20 protein-coding genes are annotated in these 18,173 nt (G+C 38.9%); 10 read left to right on the plus strand and 10 right to left on the minus strand.

What is annotated here, in order from left to right; translation table 11 throughout:
* Window positions 1-35: 35 nt before the first annotated feature.
* The gene (locus RZO55_RS02145; RefSeq protein ID WP_318062662.1) at window positions 36-1,082 is read right to left on the minus strand and encodes a lysylphosphatidylglycerol synthase transmembrane domain-containing protein; all 1,047 of its coding nucleotides are present in this window, start codon (window positions 1,080-1,082) and stop codon (window positions 36-38) included.
* 327 nt (window positions 1,083-1,409) lie between these two features.
* Here RZO55_RS02145 and RZO55_RS02150 point away from each other — a divergent pair, with 327 nt between their 5' ends.
* The 3 genes from RZO55_RS02150 (at window position 1,410) to tnpC (ending at window position 3,352) form a co-directional block, all read left to right on the plus strand.
* Window positions 1,410-2,024 carry a helix-turn-helix domain-containing protein gene (locus RZO55_RS02150; RefSeq protein ID WP_318062664.1) on the plus strand — a complete coding sequence of 205 codons (615 nt, stop codon included), beginning with the start codon at window positions 1,410-1,412 and terminating at the stop codon, window positions 2,022-2,024.
* 370 nt (window positions 2,025-2,394) lie between these two features.
* Window positions 2,395-2,559: an IS66 family transposase gene (locus RZO55_RS02155; protein WP_439100011.1), complete on the plus strand. Its 165-nt coding sequence runs from the start codon at window positions 2,395-2,397 to the stop codon at window positions 2,557-2,559.
* Window positions 2,546-3,352, plus strand: coding sequence for an IS66 family transposase (tnpC, locus tag RZO55_RS02160; protein ID WP_318062691.1), 807 nt, complete (start codon window positions 2,546-2,548; stop codon window positions 3,350-3,352). Before RZO55_RS02155 ends, tnpC begins: the two co-directional genes overlap by 14 nt.
* Window positions 3,353-3,567: 215 nt before the next feature.
* Here tnpC and RZO55_RS02165 read toward each other — a convergent pair whose 3' ends face one another.
* Window positions 3,568-4,056 (minus strand): hypothetical protein, encoded by a 489-nt coding sequence (locus tag RZO55_RS02165; protein WP_318062666.1) that lies wholly within the window; start codon window positions 4,054-4,056, stop codon window positions 3,568-3,570.
* A gap of 58 nt (window positions 4,057-4,114) precedes the next feature.
* The gene (locus tag RZO55_RS02170; protein WP_318062667.1) at window positions 4,115-5,428 is read right to left on the minus strand and encodes a hypothetical protein; all 1,314 of its coding nucleotides are present in this window, start codon (window positions 5,426-5,428) and stop codon (window positions 4,115-4,117) included.
* A 237-nt stretch (window positions 5,429-5,665) separates the two neighbouring features.
* Here RZO55_RS02170 and RZO55_RS25835 point away from each other — a divergent pair, with 237 nt between their 5' ends.
* On the plus strand, window positions 5,666-5,905 hold the full coding sequence (locus RZO55_RS25835) for a TetR/AcrR family transcriptional regulator C-terminal domain-containing protein (protein ID WP_369293188.1): 240 nt from the start codon (window positions 5,666-5,668) through the stop codon (window positions 5,903-5,905).
* On the opposite strand, the gene RZO55_RS26000 is transcribed toward RZO55_RS25835, so the two are convergent.
* Both RZO55_RS26000 and RZO55_RS02185 read right to left on the minus strand, forming a co-directional pair.
* Complete coding sequence (locus tag RZO55_RS26000; protein WP_439100010.1) at window positions 5,811-6,179, minus strand: ABC transporter permease; 369 nt, start codon at window positions 6,177-6,179, stop codon at window positions 5,811-5,813. The genes RZO55_RS25835 and RZO55_RS26000 overlap by 95 nt on opposite strands.
* Before the next feature lie 157 nt (window positions 6,180-6,336).
* A complete protein-coding gene (locus RZO55_RS02185; RefSeq protein ID WP_318062668.1) occupies window positions 6,337-7,230 on the minus strand; it encodes a helix-turn-helix domain-containing protein in 894 nt (297 codons plus the stop codon).
* Window positions 7,231-7,395: 165 nt separating this feature from the next.
* Between RZO55_RS02185 and RZO55_RS02190 the strand changes: the two genes are divergently transcribed.
* Together RZO55_RS02190 and RZO55_RS02195 are read left to right on the plus strand one after the other, a co-directional pair.
* Complete coding sequence (locus tag RZO55_RS02190) at window positions 7,396-8,508, plus strand: PTS transporter subunit EIIC (protein ID WP_318062669.1); 1,113 nt, start codon at window positions 7,396-7,398, stop codon at window positions 8,506-8,508.
* 149 nt (window positions 8,509-8,657) lie between these two features.
* Window positions 8,658-9,281 (plus strand): HAD family hydrolase, encoded by a 624-nt coding sequence (locus tag RZO55_RS02195; protein WP_318062670.1) that lies wholly within the window; start codon window positions 8,658-8,660, stop codon window positions 9,279-9,281.
* Window positions 9,282-9,351: 70 nt separating this feature from the next.
* Here RZO55_RS02195 and RZO55_RS02200 read toward each other — a convergent pair whose 3' ends face one another.
* The 3 genes from RZO55_RS02200 to RZO55_RS02210 form a co-directional block, all read right to left on the minus strand.
* Window positions 9,352-10,140 (minus strand): 4Fe-4S binding protein, encoded by a 789-nt coding sequence (locus RZO55_RS02200; RefSeq protein ID WP_318062671.1) that lies wholly within the window; start codon window positions 10,138-10,140, stop codon window positions 9,352-9,354.
* A gap of 175 nt (window positions 10,141-10,315) precedes the next feature.
* A complete protein-coding gene (locus tag RZO55_RS02205; RefSeq protein WP_318062672.1) occupies window positions 10,316-11,026 on the minus strand; it encodes a response regulator in 711 nt (236 codons plus the stop codon).
* A gap of 10 nt (window positions 11,027-11,036) precedes the next feature.
* A complete protein-coding gene (locus RZO55_RS02210; RefSeq protein WP_318062673.1) occupies window positions 11,037-12,470 on the minus strand; it encodes a HAMP domain-containing sensor histidine kinase in 1,434 nt (477 codons plus the stop codon).
* Window positions 12,471-12,780: 310 nt separating this feature from the next.
* On the opposite strand from RZO55_RS02210, the gene RZO55_RS02215 reads away from it, so the two are divergent.
* From RZO55_RS02215 to RZO55_RS02225, 3 genes are read left to right on the plus strand one after another with little or no spacing between them, the layout of a single operon-like run.
* Window positions 12,781-13,218 carry a MarR family winged helix-turn-helix transcriptional regulator gene (locus RZO55_RS02215; RefSeq protein ID WP_318062674.1) on the plus strand — a complete coding sequence of 146 codons (438 nt, stop codon included), beginning with the start codon at window positions 12,781-12,783 and terminating at the stop codon, window positions 13,216-13,218.
* Between the two features lie 13 nt (window positions 13,219-13,231).
* Window positions 13,232-13,492 carry a cytidylate kinase family protein gene (locus tag RZO55_RS02220; protein ID WP_318062675.1) on the plus strand — a complete coding sequence of 87 codons (261 nt, stop codon included), beginning with the start codon at window positions 13,232-13,234 and terminating at the stop codon, window positions 13,490-13,492.
* Window positions 13,489-14,823, plus strand: a complete 1,335-nt coding sequence (locus tag RZO55_RS02225) for an MATE family efflux transporter (RefSeq protein WP_318062676.1) — start codon at window positions 13,489-13,491, stop codon at window positions 14,821-14,823. The genes RZO55_RS02220 and RZO55_RS02225 overlap by 4 nt, the downstream gene beginning before the upstream one ends.
* 165 nt (window positions 14,824-14,988) lie before the next feature.
* Here the strand turns inward: RZO55_RS02225 and RZO55_RS02230 are convergent, their stop codons facing one another.
* Window positions 14,989-15,864, minus strand: coding sequence for an SDR family NAD(P)-dependent oxidoreductase (locus tag RZO55_RS02230; RefSeq protein WP_318062677.1), 876 nt, complete (start codon window positions 15,862-15,864; stop codon window positions 14,989-14,991).
* A 162-nt stretch (window positions 15,865-16,026) separates the two neighbouring features.
* On the opposite strand from RZO55_RS02230, the gene RZO55_RS02235 reads away from it, so the two are divergent.
* Complete coding sequence (locus RZO55_RS02235; RefSeq protein ID WP_318062678.1) at window positions 16,027-16,494, plus strand: MarR family winged helix-turn-helix transcriptional regulator; 468 nt, start codon at window positions 16,027-16,029, stop codon at window positions 16,492-16,494.
* 186 nt (window positions 16,495-16,680) lie between these two features.
* On the opposite strand, the gene rlmD is transcribed toward RZO55_RS02235, so the two are convergent.
* Window positions 16,681-18,060, minus strand: a complete 1,380-nt coding sequence (rlmD, locus tag RZO55_RS02240; RefSeq protein WP_318062679.1) for a 23S rRNA (uracil(1939)-C(5))-methyltransferase RlmD — start codon at window positions 18,058-18,060, stop codon at window positions 16,681-16,683.
* Between the last annotated feature and the right edge of the window lie 113 nt (window positions 18,061-18,173).

An 18,173-nucleotide genomic window follows, 5' to 3' on the forward strand; every position in this document is an offset into this window, starting at 1 on the left:
ACCACACTATATGAGAGAGATATATAATAAGTGTTTTAACTGGAACGTCTCTGTGCCTTCATAATTCTATGATGTGCAAAAGCATAAACAATAAAGCTGATTAATAACGGAAAATAGAAGTTAATAATTCTGCTTAAGATCATAGAGGTTGGGAGCATCTCACCCGGATAAAACTGACCAAACACATTTAAATATGCTTTTTCTGCAATGCCCACTGAACCTGGAAGGGGGACTGCGGCAACCGCAATGTTAATAAATGATTGCCCTGCCATCAGGTCAAGGCAGTCATTTTTTCTGTAACCGAAGCTTAAATAAACAAGATATGTTACAAGACAGTATGCAATCCATTGAAATACAGAAATCACAAATACCTTTAGAAATAAATCCGGGTTTTTTATAATCAGTTTGGATTTTTCACGGTAAGAAATAATTAGAATATCCAGTTTATCTTTTATTTCCTTTGGCTTTTTAAAGAGGTGAAACTTTACACCAAATTTTAGTACCAGATCAATTAAAAAAGGAATGATTACTCTGGAAAACATTAATGCTGATAAAACAACCGTGAGAAAAAACATAACAGACGCTCCTGCGAATAACATCCAGATAAACCATTGTGCAGACTTTACTAATATATGCGACCGTAACATCGCAAATACTCCACCCATAATAATAAGAACAATCTGACTTATGAAAACCATAAGAAATATTGTGATGGCAGAGATATCGACATGGATTTTATCCTTATTCATGTAATACATCTGAGCAGGCTGTCCCCCGCATGCCCCTGGTGTTATGGCACTAAAATAGTTTCCGATGTACGCATAATCAATACAATTTTTGTACGAAGCAGCCTGCCCTAATCTATGCATAATCATATAAAAATTTATCGCCTGGCACCCTGCATAAAAAAACATTAAAGCAATTCCAGTAATAAGGTAGAATAGATGTACGCTTCCAACCGCTTCCATTAATTCCCCAATTGAATACTTCTTTAATATGACTGTAACAGTAACTGCCATCAAAGAGACCATAAGTAAGATACTTCTCATCTGGTTTTTTTTACTGACTATTTTCTCTCTCATCTAAATGAACCTCATGTCAAATTTTATAATTTTTATTATTACCAACGCTTGCAATTCCTATTAACTTATAGCGTTCTCAAAAAAAGACCGCCCATTCTCAGTTTGGCAAGTTTCTCAAAGAAACTCTGAAAATGAACGGTCTTACAATAGGATCTTAATTTCTCTGCAAACAGTTATTCCCACCAATGCTTTATTTCAGCCATACCAACGTCCCATACTTTAACGTTTCCGGTAACTACAATTTTTATATATAATACTAAGAGTTACACACTTGTTATTATTTGTCAATCTGTATATAATAAAATTAAAATTAACAGGAGACCAGGTATGGAATTCAATGAAAAGCTGCAACAACTAAGATCCCAGAATAATTTAACGCAGGAACAGCTTGCGGAGCAATTGTATGTATCAAGAACAGCTATTTCAAAATGGGAAAGCGGCAAGGGCTATCCTAACATCGAATCGCTTAAGTGTATCTCAAAATTCTTTTCAGTTTCAATAGATGAACTACTATCGGGAGAAGAACTTATAACCCTTGCTGAAACTGAAAACCACTCTAATGTCAAAAAAATTTATAATATTATCAGCGGAATAATAGATGTATTGGTAGTTTCATGTATTGTATTACCAATCTATGGAGAACCTCAAGGCAATCATATATACCATATAAATCTTCTTTCAAATACTCATTTGCCAAATATAGATATTGGAATACATTGGGCAGTTTTTTTATTTATAATTGGACTTGGAATTGCAAGGCTTGCTTTTATTTTCTTCAAAAAAGAATCATTGTATCGCATTACCTCGAAAATTTCTATTGCTGCAGGCGTGGCAGCAATCTGTTTATATGCTGCGGCAAGAGAGCCATATGCTACAATACTGCTATTCCTGTTTTTTGCAGTGAAGATATTTTTATTGGTACAGGAATACAGGACAAAATAATGTCCTCAAACAATTATCTGAGGACATTTATTCTGACGTTATAATATTACCCTTTTTTAATATTATCTATTGGTTGATAACAATAATAAATATCTGCATCCATAGATATCAGCTTTTCCAGTGAAAAGCTTCTTGGCTAAGAGTCAACAAAAGAAATTGGCGGGCTAACATAATTCCCATTCTCCAATCCATTTTTGTCTGGAATAATTATATTGCCGCCTATACATTTTCCCATTTTCTGACTTGTATCTCCAGCCTATGATATTAGCGTCTGGATAAACTACATCAAATGAACTTTTCTGTAAAAAAGTAATGGATATTGGCATTGCAACTTCTTGAGACTGAGCCGAAGCATCAACAGGTAGCATAAATTACAAGACAGGATATGGCGGACTGGATGATCCGTATTTACCAATACTATCTTGGTCCGGTACGTGACATGATGAAGGCAGAGATTATGAAAAGCCATCATATACACTGTGACGAGACCCCCTTTGTAATGCCGGAGAATAGCAAACAGTATATGTGGGTCTAATTCGCCTGGCAGTCCGGAAAAACCACCGTTTTTCCTTTACGAATATCCAGGGACGAGAGGGACAGACGCTCCAAGAGAATTCCTAAAAGGATACAAAGGGACTCTTGTGACAGATGGTTATCAGGTATATCACACCCTGGAGAAAGAACGGTCTGCTGATCTGAAGGTTGCCGGATGCTGGTCTCATGCCAGAAGACGGTTCGCTGAGATTGTAAAAGCCAGTGGAAAAAACAGTCCTTCCACACCTGGGCAGAAAATAGCCGCTGAAGCAGTAAAAAGAATTGCTGCTATCTATCATGTAGATCATATGTATGAAAAATCATCCGATGAAGAAAGGCTGGATCATAGAAAAAACTCAGTCAATCCTCTTGTGGATGCTTATTTTGAATGTGTAAAAAAATATGCCGGTAAAACGGGTCTGGATAAAAGCTCGAAACTGGCAGGTGCTCTTAATTATTCCATCCATCAAGAACAGTTTTTAAGAGTATTTCTGGAGGATCCGGAAATACCTCTTGATAACAATGATGCAGAAAGAAGTGTCCGTTCATTTTGTGTTGGTAAACACAGCTGGCATATCATCGATTCGAAGAACGGTGCAGCGGCTAGCGCTGCCTTATATAGTATTGCTGAAACAGCAAAAGCGAATAATCTTAAACCGTATGAGTACTTCTCATATCTGCTAGAGCAGTTAATGCACTATCCAAGAAATAATGTTCCAGAAAATAAACTGGCAGAATTAATGCCTTGGTCAGAGGCATTGCCAGATCGTTGTAGAAAACTAAAAACACGGTAAATTTACCGCCGCCCCAATCGGGCGGCGAACTTATTGACCTGGACTGGTTATTTACCATTTACGTTGTAAGTGCTTCAAAAGAGGCAATAGTAAACTTGAATGCCTACTATTGCCTCTTGGGGTAGGTAGCCGAACATTGTTCAGCCCTGCTCCGAATTTACGCCATAATTGTTCCAAATGTTGTCACGTTATTTAATAAATATTTCATTGAAAATCTATGATACCCCTATTAAATTAGTCAATGAGTAAGTACGACCTCCCTCAGGTGTATAGTGATAGTTAAACGGACTCAAAAAATCACAAACTTGGAATGTATCCAAATCTATAACAATATAATTGGGGCCGTATGAGAAGTCTGCATACCCCTCGCCAAAAGTTCTTGGAGTTTTCAATCCTGACAGATCATAATAGTCTATTACATGAGTTACATCGCCAGTATCATTACGATAATAACTATTGGAATATAACCAAGAGCCACGGTTGACATCAATCAAAAGTGCATTTGGGGCCGAGTAGGGAGCACTACTAGAGAAAGAGCCTAAATATACACCTCTAACTCCATTATTACTTGCTACTGACATGCTCATATCACGAGCAGAGTATCCCAATGGTAAATACCATGTTTCATGATCTTCCCATTTCAACCCATCAATAATATTAGTTCCATTGCTCAGAATTTTGGAGTTGCTATAGTAAAGAACCACTCTGGAAAGATCATCTGTATAATCAAGAATTGCGTTTGCCCCAGATACAGCTTTGTTCTTATAAAATGGCTAAAGCATTATAGTAAGCTCTATAGACCGAATCACGATCAATATGCTCTGTTCTGATTAAGCCTTGCATCCACGGGTTTTTGTTGATCATTATCTTATTTTTGTCGATGCTCTGGTCAAGCGAATCCATGAACTTTATTGCAAAATTTCCAAAGGCATTGTTCATCAGTTTTGACATCTTATCGCCAACCTTGGAATTGCTCATTTCTTTCTGAATATTTTTACTTTGCTGTGCTAAAAATCGCCCTAAGGCACGATCGTCCTGTTCAACGTCCCACACATGGTTTGAATCATTGATTTGTGTAGAAAGAGTTTTGGCATAGACACCAACAAAGGACAGCTCCTCGGCACTATAAGGGACTTGAATGTCCGTTCTTGTTTCAGCTTTTGAGAGTAATTCAGTAGCACTTTCTCTTAGTCGTGCCGCCATGTAACCATCATTACTATTTAGCCAACGGTTGTCAGAAGTATTTGATTTAGCATAAGCACTTGTCTTAGCAATGTAATCTTCATAACGAGCAGCTTTTTCATCCACCATTGTTAAGATACTGGCTTTCATATCTGCCGAAGCACCCGTCTGTCCTAAATCCTCATAAAAGCCACCAATACTATTTGCAAAAGCGCTTGCCATTTCATTTTTAGCTAGTGTGTATATACTCTCCAGCTTTTCCATTTCACTGATTTGCTTGTCGCCAACAAATTGATTTTGAATGCGGTCTTTAAGAACAGCATAGCGTGATGTGAGATAATCTGCTTTCATTTCAAGACGCTCAACATTGTCAAATCCAACACCCATATTCCAAAAATCCTCTTTTACTCCGCGCCAGTCAATGTCCGAGGTTAGTTCATTTTCGTTCAATTTATGACGAAAACTTTCTAGATCAGATGTACTGACTTGGTCTGGTAGTATGAGTTTAATTGGTGCATCAGAATCTCGGACAAAGGTATCTCCCTCAAAACGACCTTCAATGCGATACTGCTTCATATACTCATTCATGAGTGCATCATTCTCAGTATATGAACTTCGCTCAGATGCAGGTAAAATTTCAGCTTTCAATCTTTCATCAGGCGCAAGCTGCGTATACGTGATATTGTTAAGAGCTTTCATCTTATTGACATTCGGTTTATAAATCCCGGTTTTATCTTGTTCCTTCGTAAATCCGGAATTTATCGTTACAGTATCTCTTTTTTGCTGAACTGCTGATGTTTGTAATCTACGAATTATTTGCGATTGATTATTATTTAGACGTAGCATTGTCATTCGAGCAGAATTATTGACTAATCCAATTTGACCAATAAACATAATTTCACCCCCCCTCTACTAATGATATCGTCAAGATTTTTTTTTTAAATAAGCCAAAAATCTCTAAATATTTACCAAAATAAATCAAACTCCCCGTATCATATGCAGAGTTAGCCGACATAGCCTTCGGGCTGTGCATGCGCTGATACCCGTCCAAAACATATCTTATTAGATGTTCAAGACAATGGAGATTGGAAAGAACAGTTACTCCATTTTGGAATTAATATTCATAAACAATTGCAGACCTTTCCCTGTTCCGCACAGCTGCTAATGCAAACCATGCCGTCAGCTCCGGATTATGTTTCAATATACGAACGAATGCTCTTTATCATTGAAACTCTGTCTCTCAGTGATAAAGATAAATTCTCTTCTATCGCATGTTTCATGAACTATATACTGGCGTTCGAACTGGATGCTTATGAACGGAATAAAGTACAGCAGGAAATATACTGCTGTTGTAAACGTCCGATAAGGTGAAAACAAACTCTGGCTTATCAAAATGAGTCTGCAGTGCCTCTAATAGCATTAACAATGATGTAGACAGCACTCCTATAATACTAATTGGTATTATTTTTGACCGTTTTAATTTTAGTAGTTCACAATAGATAAGATTAAGCAATGCCACACCAGCTCCGTTTCTGCCAAGCAGTCCATAAATCTTTCCTTTTGGCACATGGAGACTTACTTTATCAACAACAGCAGCGGTTCCATATCGTTTAGTGAGATTGTTCGTATCGATAATAAATTCCATAACAATTATTCCTTTCTGTGGATTTCTGTACTGCTGACCACAAATTTATTATCTGTTTCATAGTTGCAAAAGCCAAGAAACCTACCGTCACAATAGAAAAAAAGCCCCGACACTTATCGTGTCAGAGCCTTTTTTCAAGGGTTCTCATAGTCTTTTACTAAATGCGTACATTTTTCTGATACTGTTTTGGAGTAACTCCCATAACAAGCCGAAACTGTTTTGTAAAATAACTCTGACTTTCAAAACCACACAGTGCACAGATATCACTATTGGCAGCGTTTGATGATTTCAACATATCAGCTGCAATAGCAATTCTCCTTCGCATCAGATATCTTATGGGAGTATCCTTGATAATTGTTGCAAATGTCCTCTGGCATTCACGTACACAGATTCCGGCTGCACCAGCAATATCTTCAACGGTTACTTTATCCATATAGTGTTCATCAATCCAATTCATCATCTGCTTCAAGCGCTGTTCCTTCATTGAGTCAACCCTGACTATCTGCTTTTCCTTGTCTCCATTCAATAACAGTATAATCTTCGACATTGCATCTCTTACTGTGAATTCATAACCATCCGGCTCCAATTCGCAGGCATTAAACGCTGCATAAAAAAGAGAGAGCGCTGGCGCGGTGCCTGCATCTCTCAGACTAAATGTCCAGGATGATGAGCCTCCTTCTACAAATGGTCTGACATATTTTTCATCAAACACACTTCCACTGCGTCCTGATATAACATACTGATCAAAAACAATAGATCGGTATCGGCAGGGCTGATCTGTTTTACAGATTATTTTATGCAGGACATCCGAATTCAAGAAATAACCCTCGCCCGGTTGCAGAACATAGGAATGATCTGCAATTATGATCTGCACCAGGCCTTCATCCAGCGCAAACATCTCAAACTCACTATGCCAATGCAGCGATACTTCACCTCCGATAAAATTATGAATATCACCGATGTAAGCATGGCAGGGAAAACCTGGTGTTCCACGCTTCACGATTTCCTTTCCTTCATCATTCAATGGAATTGTATTAACAGTCGAAAGCATACTTTTTCACCTCTTTATCTCCTATTCGACACGAATCCTGCATAGCTCTATGTACGTCGTAATAATCACATTATATGTCGTATATCAGAAAGACTCAACTTATTTTTTTCGTTATAATTATATTTATATAAAATGAAAGGGTCAAATAAGAGGAGGTCAAATACAGTGGAGCATGATAAGAAAAAAAAATTACTTTCCAGGTCGATAACCGCCATTTCAGATATGTTTACGCCCCTTATGAATTTAATGTGCGCAGGTGGAATTATGAAAGGAGCCCTGCTTATATTAACAACAACCTCCTTTCTTTCTGACAGTAGTGGGACCTATCTCATACTGAATGCAATATCCGACAGCACTTTTTACTTTCTTCCAGTGCTGCTGGCAATTACTTCCGCAAAAACCTTCCGTGCCAATCCGTTTTACAGTACAGTAGTCGCCTTGATTCTATTGTATCCATCATTAACAAACGCTTTTGAAGCCGGTACAACTCTTTATTTTTTCAATCTTCCAATTAAAGCTGTAACTTACCACTCCAGTATCATTCCAATTATCGCAGCAAGTGCTCTTTTGGCTGTTACGGAGCATTTTTTTGATCGGATAATCCCCGAACTGGTTAGAGGTTTTCTTACCCCGCTTCTCAGTCTCACAATTGTCAGTCTGGCCACTCTTTTTGTTTTCGGACCAATTGGTGCCATTATTGGTGATGCTCTTGCATGGGGTTATTCATTGCTTTATTCTTTTTCCTCTCCAGCAGCTGGTCTTCTGCTAGGTGTACTGATTCAGCCGATGGTAATCTTCGGCTTTCATTGGGGGTTGCTTCTTGTAGCAATAAATAACATTGGAGTTACGGGGCATGACAGTATTATTCCAATCATAGCTCCTGCTGTTTTCGCTCAGGCAGGTGCAGCACTTGCAGTTATGGTAAAAAATAAAAACACTTCTTTTCGATCATTATGTGCCCCTGCAGTTCTTTCTGCACTGTTTGGCATAACGGAACCTGCATTATTTAATATAAATCTTCCCAGAAAGAAGCCTTTCGTTTTTGGATGCATAGGTGGTGCCGCTGGTGGGCTGCTAGCTGGACTCTCCAAAGTTCAAACTCCCGCTTTTGTTTTTCCGAGTCTTATAACATTACCAATCTATTATGGTGAACACTTTATGCTTTATCTAACCGGGTGCCTTTCAGGGTTTGTGATTGGATTTTTTCTTACATCTTTGAAAGCTTCTGATACTGCTGTTGCCGATATCGGCGTCTTAGCAAAAGGAGGTCTTATCTGATGTCTCTTTCTATCGTACACAACTATACTAGCCGCGCCATAATCTCAAATCTGATATATTGCGCTCAAGACAGCAAATGTGACGCCTATCGAAAATGTTATCTTAACTATGCACTGCAACTGATTGAACTCACCACAAAGGAGATGCTTATGCAATATAATCATATCGTATTTGATTTGGATGGAACACTGATTGATACCGAAAATGCCATTTTGAAGACCTGGCAATATACACTTGAAACATATGAATTGGAGTATCCTCTTGAGAATCTGCGTATCGTGTTGGGAATTCCGACTCTTGATGCTCTTGAACTGCTTGATGCGTGTGTAGATGAGGATTTTGAAAATAAATGGATACAAAATTATAGCAGGTTTTCAGATCAGGCTGTATTTTTTCCGGGAACAGAAGACATGCTGCAGTTTATGAAAAAAAGCGGATTTCATCTTGGTGTTGTCACTTCCAGAAAAAAAACGGAATATGAAAACTATTTCCGAAAGTTCAATCTTGAACAACTATTTGATCTGATAGTCTGTGCAGACGATACACAGCAGCACAAACCGGATCCTGAACCACTTCTTTATTATGCAGAAAAGTCCGGTGTAACCCCGAATTCATGCATCTATATCGGCGATATGCCGACGGATATTGCATGCGCAAATGCGGCTGGTTTTGCTTCCGGACTCGTTACCTGGAACCATTCATCTGTTTTAGAACCTAATGTTGATTATCTATTTTCATCTCCTGAGGATCTGCTTAAGCTGTACAATATATAGATTTGCTTCCGCCAACCTGCAGCACAGGGTAATGGATCGGTTTGAGCATATCACCCACTCATAGCACCATCTATAAAAATAGCGGTATTAAAAAGGTTAACAATATATAAAACATAACTGCCATTGCTACAAACAAAACTAATGGAATTTTTCTGCCTGCAAAACTATTAGTTAATGCCCCTTTCTTTGGACATACAACAATGCATTTTTGGCAGTTAAAACATTCAGCCGATATTACCTTCTTCATTTTATGCACCTCTAGATTTGAGGGACATTTCTTTGTACATAACGTGCAATTGATGCACTTATCTTCGCATCGGACGATACCACTGGGGCTAAACCGACCTGCAACTCCGGCAACAGCGCCCTGTATGCAGATATATTTGCAGAAGAAATTATCAATAAAGAATGAGCCAATAATTGTTACAAACATCAACACAATACTTATCCAGGCTAATCCAGGCAATATTATACTATATTGCTCAAACACATCGTCAACACTGACTAGCAGCAGAAACTTGCCGCTTGCAATGGATAATACTGCAAAACCTGTAAGTATGATGTATTTCGCTGTTCTAAGATATTTATCAAGTGTCACCGGAACTGTGACCCTTTTTTTTAAAAGCTTGAATCCTATATATCCAACAACCCTTTGCAGCGCCCCTACCATGCACAAAAAACCACAAAAGCTTCTTTTGAAGATAATGGCAAACAAAATAAATATTATTAGAACTGACATAATGCTAAATTGAACTTCATTTTCGAAAATCTCCTCAATAAAGTTACTAAAAATAAGCGGGAGTATTATTAGAAAAAAAGGAATGGCCGTTTTTGCTAATTTCTTAGTATTAATATTCATTATATGACCTCCGTATATTTGGTTTGGTTTACATCAATATACCAATCTGTTGTAATTAAAATCTTCACAAAAATACCTCCTGTTTATTTATGTGATAATAATATCAAATCACATTAAACAAACAGAAGGTATAAAATTAAACAAATCCTAAACTCTTTCTTTTTCAATTTATTTCTTATCTATTCAACCGGTATCCCGCACCCCATACTGTCTCTAAGATTTTTGGGTTTTTACGGTCATCCTCAATTTTTTCACGAATACGATTAATATGCACCATAACCGTCGCGCTATCCCCAACATAATCATATCCCCATATTTTTTCAAACAATTGTTCCTTCGAGAAAACAATATTAGGATTTTCAGCCATAAATTTTAATAATTCAAATTCTCGGTTAGGAAAACGAATTTCTTGCTCATCCTTATAGACCTTCCAGCCATGCAGAAGAACTCGAATATTACCTATTAGTATCTCATCGCCCTTCTCATCAAACTCTATCTGATTGGCTTCTGTTAATCGACTATACTGTCTTATATTTGCATTTACTCTTGCTACAAGCTCAGCGGGATCAAAAGGTTTAGCAATATAATCATCTGCACCAAGTCCCAGACCACGAATTTTATCAACAGATTCCGTCCTTGCCGTTACCATGAGAATTGGAATATTAAGTTCTCCTCTTATCTCTTTGCATAACTCATAACCATTCTTTCCGGGAAGCATAAGATCCAGTAGTATTAAGTCAAAATTTTCCATATGCAGAAGCGGAAGTACTTTATCTCCATCACTTACAATGAATGTTTCAAACCCACTAGCTTCCAGATAAGCCTGTTCTATCATACTGATATCATCATCGTCTTCGACAATTAGAATTCTATATTCTGCATTCATCTAAATCACCTCATTCAGCCAAAATTGGTAGTCTTATTCGAATAGTAAAACCGTTGCTGTTTTCTGCATCTACTGTGCCTCCCATAGCATTCACCAGATATTTTACAATATAAAGACCTAGACCATTCCCTTCTTTTATCTTCCTTGACTCATCACCTCGAAAAAACTGTTCAAAAATATGGGGAATCTTATCTTGTGAAACTCCACAGCCATTATCAGAGATCTCAAGTACTACATATGCATGTTCTTCAAAAATATTAATGGTAATTTCAAGCTTATCTGTTTCTGCATATTTTTTACTGTTTTCCAGTATATTATCAAGTATTCGTTTCATTTGTTCTCGGTCAACATTTGAAAACAAACCTTTTTTTACATCTTTTATTTTAATTTTTATAGATTCATTCTCTATCAATAATTCGTATTTTTTCACATAGGCTTCCAGATACTCACTCCACTCTGTCTTTTCAAAAAGCAGTGGCATATTACCTGTTTCAAGTTTTGAGAAATAAAATAACCTTTCCAAAAGCCGATCCATTTCTATCGTTCGTCTATAAGCTGTATCAAGAAATTTCTCTCTTAATTCAGGTGTTGCAGCAACCCCATCCTTGAGACCTTTTATTGTTCCTCTAATTGCCGTTAATGGAGTCCTTAAGTCATGAGAAATTCCCGCCACCATTTCAACTCTCACCTTTTCATAAGACTCCTTTTCCGCATTAGCTTCCGTTATATGTTCCTGCATTTCATTAAATGCGTCACAGACATATTCAAATTCAATATCTCCCTTGTATTTAACAGGTTCAGAAAAATTTCCTTCTTTCATCCTTTTTGCTCCTTCTGACAATGCATCTAAAGGATTTGTGATATGTTCTATAAGTCTCTTAGTAAAAAACTGACTAATTATGAGTAAGGCACCTATACAAAATATACCATCAATCAGCAATAGTATAAGTATAGTAGTCCAACTATTTTTTTGAGACCAGAATTCATGATATTCTCCTGCAATTGCAAACACTTTCATCTTCTCATTCATAACATTTTGGATTAGCACAGTCATATAATCTTGTACATAAATATGCACCTTTCCATCTGTTTCCAAATAATCTCCAATATAACTTATAAGCTCACTCACAGGAAAATCAGTATTTGAATAAATCACTTCACTATCTATTTCTACGCAAATAGAAAATCCATACCTTTTCAATTTTGCTGCAAGATTGTTTATTGCCTCTTCTTTTGGGGATGGATTCCAATCTGTCAGGATATATCTTATTTGTTCGGTATTATCTGCTAACTCTGACGAACCAATCATGCTGCTTTTATATGTGCTCTCATATAAATTTATTAAAAACATATTAACGAAAAGAAATAGACTTAAAGTTACAAGTACCATTCTGGTATTAGAATTAAAAATTCTGCGTTTTACCGTCTGCTTTTCCTTATTCATCGTCCTCCTCCTGGTAATATGTGTCTTTTACTGTTGAAAACCTGTTATTAAAATTATTATACAACAAGATTCCTTTTATAACATTAATAATAAATCCAGTTATCAAAATTCATTCCCGAAGGACAGTTTCGACACCTTTGATGCTTACCTTTGGCAGACAGTATTCCTACGTCCACCTATTGGATTGAAACATTTGATTCACTTTTAGTAAATAAGACCAATAATAATTTAATTGAACAACATAAGCATTGACAAATGTACGATTTCGTACTATGATAAAAGTATGAAATCGTACATTGGAGGTGTAGCAATGAATCAAAAGAGGGTTCAAGAAATCCATCGGATTAACTTTTTGACTTCTGAAACGCAAACCCTGTATCATCAGGCATCCTTAAGGCTTGGCATTACAGACAGTGTTTCTATTGTTTTGTATACAATTTTTGATAAAGGAGAAAATTGCTTGCTCAGTGACATTTATAAAAAATCCGGAATCAGTAAGCAGACAGTAAACTCGGCTATTCGTGGCTTGGAGGCTGATGGCATTCTATATTTAGAACAGTACACGGGCAGAGCAAAGAAAATTATCTTAACAGAAAAGGGAAAGGACTATGTGAATAGCACTGTGGCTAAGCTCTATGAAGCGGAAGTACAAGCTTTTGACTCATGGTCAACAGAAGAAATCAACACATACATTCGCCTGATGGAAAAATATGCGCATTGTTTCCGTAAGCAAATTGGCGCTTTATGAAAGGATAAATATATTGAAAATTATTAATATAAGTCGTGAATTCGGCTCCGGAGGACGTGAACTCGCAAAGCGTCTTGCGGATACTATGAACTTTGATTATTACGACAGTGAGATTATTGCTGCCGTTGCTAAAAAAAGCGGGCTTGACCAGAATTATGTTGAGGACAAGCGTGATGCGTACCATTTAACGATTAATACAAGCGATTGGAATATTAAGGATTTGGCATCGTCTGTTGCAGCCTTTGCAAGTAGCTGGTTTGGGAGGGACTCATGAAAATACGACTCTCAGATCATTTTACCTATGGTAAACTCATAAAATTTACGCTTCCGTCCATTGCGATGATGATTTTCACATCCATCTACAGCGTGGTGGACGGTTTTTTTGTTTCTAATTTTGCAGGCAAGGTGGCATTTTCCGCAGTCAATCTGATTATGCCTTTTTTGATGATTGTAGCAACTGTTGGCTTCATGTTCGGCACCGGAGGCACCGCCATTGTTGCCAACACCCTTGGCGCCGGTAATAAGGAAAAGGCAAACAGATATTTCTCTCTGTTTGTGTATGTGGCGTTTGCTCTGGGCGTCCTGCTGTCTGTATTGGGATTTGTGTTGCTTCGTCCGATTTCCATGCTGATTGGAGCTAAAGGCGAACTCCTTGAAAACTGTGTTGTTTACGGACGAATTCTTCTTACAACATTGCCGTTTTTTGTGTTGCAGCTTCTGTTTCAAAGTTTTTTTGTAGCTGCGGAAAAGCCTCATCTCGGTCTTTTGGTGACGGGTGTATCCGGAGTTACCAATATGATATTAGATGCGGTTTTAGTAATTCTTCTGCCGCAGGAATATAAGCTGTCAGGCGCAGCGGTTGCCACTGCATTTAGCCAATTTATTGGCGGCGCAATCCCTCTTATCTATTTTCTGCGCAAAAATAGCAGTATTCTTCGTCTGGGCAAAACCACCTTTGACGGCAAGGCGATTTTAAAGGCTTGTATCAACGGTTCGTCTGAATTTATGAGCAATGTTTCCATGAGTATTGTGGGAATGCTCTATAACCTGCAGCTTCTGAAATTTGCCGGAGAAAACGGTGTAGCGGCCTATGGCGTTATGATGTATGTCAGCATGATTTTTTCGGCTACCTTTATCGGCTACTCCATCGGAGTATCCCCTGTTATCGCTTATCAAAATGGAGCCGAAAATCACGATGAACTCAAGGGACTTTTGAAAAAGAGCCTTCATATGCTTGGTGTCAGCGGAATTGTTATGGTAACCGCCGCACAGCTGCTTGCTACTCTGTTAGCGCAAATATTCGTGGGATATGACAAAGAGCTTATGGATTTGACAGTTTCAGGGTTCCGTATTTTTGCCCTTGCGTTTCCCTTTATGGGATTTGCCATTTTCGGTTCTGGCTTTTTTACTGCCCTCAACGATGGATTGACATCCGCTTTAATTTCTTTTTTGCGGACATTGGTGTTTCAGGTTAGTGCCCTTTTGCTTCTTCCAATTATTTGGGGAATTGATGGCATTTGGGTTTCCATTGTGGTAGCTGAAATGATGTCTGTTGCGTTTACAGCGGTATTCCTTATTATAAAGCGAAAAAGGTATCATTATTAAACAAGGAGTGTATGACAAAATCAGTGATGAAGAGAAAAAGGCGAGGATAATTACGAGCATTGCAAACGGAATGATGCCATAGAATGAACAGCAGTGGCCCTTTTTTGATTTTTATATAGTCCAATTCTTGTGTCATTCTGTGTTTCTGCCTCTCTGTTGGTGTGTTTACTTAAGGTATCCTCTCTGTTCCAGTAAGCTTTTCGTAGCCTTCCATAGTTTATCCTGCATGGCGGTGTCGCCGCCCGGATATATTGGCACAATGGATTTTCCGGTACCGACGTTAAAATATCCTGCAGTCACTCCTTGATACTGTGAGTCTGTAGCTAAACGGACGATAATATCAGCACCTTTTCTCGGGTCTCCTATATTCAGCGTTTTCAATATTTTAGAAAGAACAGAAGAAAAACCTAACTCTCGCCCAAGACCAGTCACGTTAAAACCGGGATTCAAAGCATTGGCGGTGACCCCTGTTCCATCAAGCTGACGGCCAAGCTCACCTGTAAACATAATATCAAGTAGTTTTGTCTTTCCATAAAGCATAGATGAACCCCTGGCAGTAAATTCTGTAGTATCTGTTAAATCCTCCGGCAATTTAAGTTCACCATGATTGCGTGATGCTTCGGAAGCGACATTAACAATTCGTGCGTTTTTTGAAGCTTTTAATGAATCTAATAGCGTATGTGTTAACAACCATGGCGCCAGATAATTCACGGCGATCATTTCAGGAAATCCCTCTTTGGTTATTCGCTGTTCAAAGCCATGCAGTCCTGCATTGTTCACCAATATATCAATTTGGGGATATTCAGCTTTAATCTGATTCCCAATTCTTCTTACGTCCTCCATAAATGACAGATCACCGAAATAAAAGTCTATTTTTGCTTCAGGTACAGCATCCTTTATAATATTTTCCGCAGCTTCCGCGCGTTTTTCATTTCTGGCCGTTAATACCAGTTGTTTTCCACGTTTGGCCAATTCGATTGCTGCCAGTTGTCCAAGACCGCTGGTAGCACCAGTTACTACTGCAATTGGGTATGTTGACATATAATCCTCCTTAATTCTTAGTGCTAAACGTAAAGGTTTATAGCTGTGTACGATACATCATTCGGCTACTTGACATTAATCTAAATTTTGAATATACTTGACATATATTAAGTATATTGTATTATTTGATATATGTCAAGTATATTTGCGCGAGGTAAATCTATGGAAGAAAATATCATTACAAAACCGGATTCATCAAGAATGCAGCTTGAGCTAAGCCTTGGCGATCAACTCAATGCGCTGCTTAGTGCATCGCATGCGTTAAATGTAAGAACGGCAGCCGTTTTTGATCCGACATTACAACCAGCTGCTTTCCTGATTGTCCGTTGGCTTCTGTCCAACGGACCGGCCGCTGCTACTCTTTTAGCCGAATCGACCGCTATGGACCGAAGCTCCGTCAGCCGCCTTGTTTCCCGACTCAAACAGCTTGGCTATGTTAAAAGTGAGACTCACCCGGAAGACCGTCGCGGAGTATTGTTATCTTTAACAGAGCTAGGTCGTGAAAAAGCGTTAAAAGCGATTAAGGAAAAAGAAGAAGAGTTTTATAAGCGCATTTCAAAATGGGAAGATTCAGACCTTGAAACATTTATTTACATGCTCAGGTGCTTTAACGGATATGGCACCAAATAGATGATTGTTAATCCGAGAACAGCGCGGATTTCTCTTGAAACAAATAAAAGGCCTGCCACAGAAATATTCCTCCTTCTTCAATAAAAATAGGCGGAGTCTCTTGATGATTTCACAAAAGACTTCGCCTATTTACTAATCAAAAAATAAACAGTTATGCTTGCTACAACATATTGTGGTTAGTGTAGCTTATTTATCGTTTTTACCACAACGTGTCATCAGAATCACAGTTTCAACGTGAGTCGTCCAAGGAAACATATCACATCCTCTCACCTTAACAAGCTCATACCCTCTCTCCGCCAGGTACTTCAAATCCCTTGCCAACGTCGCAGAATCACAGCTGACATACACCACCCGCTTCGGTCCCATCTTCACAATGGTCTCCAGGCATTTCTCATCACACCCTTTTCTTGGCGGGTCCACGACAATCACATCCGCATAGATCTGGTTTTTTTCATACTGTTCCGGCAGCACCTCCTCTGCCTTTCCTACGAAGAACTCTGCGTTCTCAATGCCATTCAGCCTTGCATTTTCCCTTGCATCATCAATAGCCTGAGGCACAATCTCCACTCCATAGACCTTGTTCGCCTTCTGTGCAAGAAACAGGGATATGGTTCCGATCCCGCAATAAAGGTCCCAGACTGTCTCGCCGCCGGTAAGCCCCGCATACTCCAGAGCAGTTCCATATAGCTTCTCTGTCTGCACCGGATTCACCTGATAGAAAGAGAGTGGAGAGATACGGTACTGCACAGATCCGATGTAATCCGTGATATATCCTGGCCCATAAAGATTCTCCACCTTGTTCCCAAGAATCACATTCGTCCGTTCCTTATTCACATTCAGCGATATACTTGTCATTCCGGGAATCTCAAGCAGGCTTTTCACCAGCTCATCGCTATGTGGCATCTGATTTCCATTAATCACCTGACATACCATCAGCTCTCCTGTCTGAAATCCTTTCCGGATCAGTGTATGGCGGATCAGCCCTTTATGCGTGCTCTCCTCATAAGGAGCCAGATGATACCGTTCCATGTGGGCCTTAATCCGCTTTAGTACCTCCTGATTCTCCTCCACACCTAATAAACAGTCCTCGCAACCGATAATGGCATGGGTCCTTCCGGCATAAAAGCCTGCAACTGGTCTTCCTTCCTTATCCAGTCCCCAGGGAAACTGGGCCTTATTGCGGTATCTCCATGGCTCGTCCATTCCCATAACAGGAAGCATAGGGACATCCGTAAAGCCGCCGATCCGGGTAATGTTACCATATATTTTGCGTTCCTTATAGCGAAGCTGTTCTTCATAGCTCATGGCCTGAAGCTGACAGCCTCCGCACTGCCTGGCTACCGGGCATTCAGGGGTAATTCTGCTTTCTGAGGGTTTAATAATCCGCTCCAGCCGGGCAAAGCCGTAGGATTTTTTCACCTTCATGGCTTTTGCCTCCACCTGATCACCGATCACCGTATCCTTGATAAACCAGATGAATCCGTCCGTTTTGCCGATTCCTTCCCCAGCTTCACTCAGATCCTCAATCATTACCTGAAACCTGTCATTTTTCTTCCACTCTGCCATTTTTTCCTCCAATAAACTCCTCATTTGAACTAATTGTATCTTGTTTTCTATCAGGAAGCAAGAAAAGAAAACAGGAGCCGGACAACTCCGTAAGACAGACCGTCTTACTTCGT

It is taken from the genome of Clostridium boliviensis (assembly GCF_033342255.1).
Lineage (GTDB): Bacteria > Bacillota > Clostridia > Lachnospirales > Lachnospiraceae > Lacrimispora > Lacrimispora boliviensis.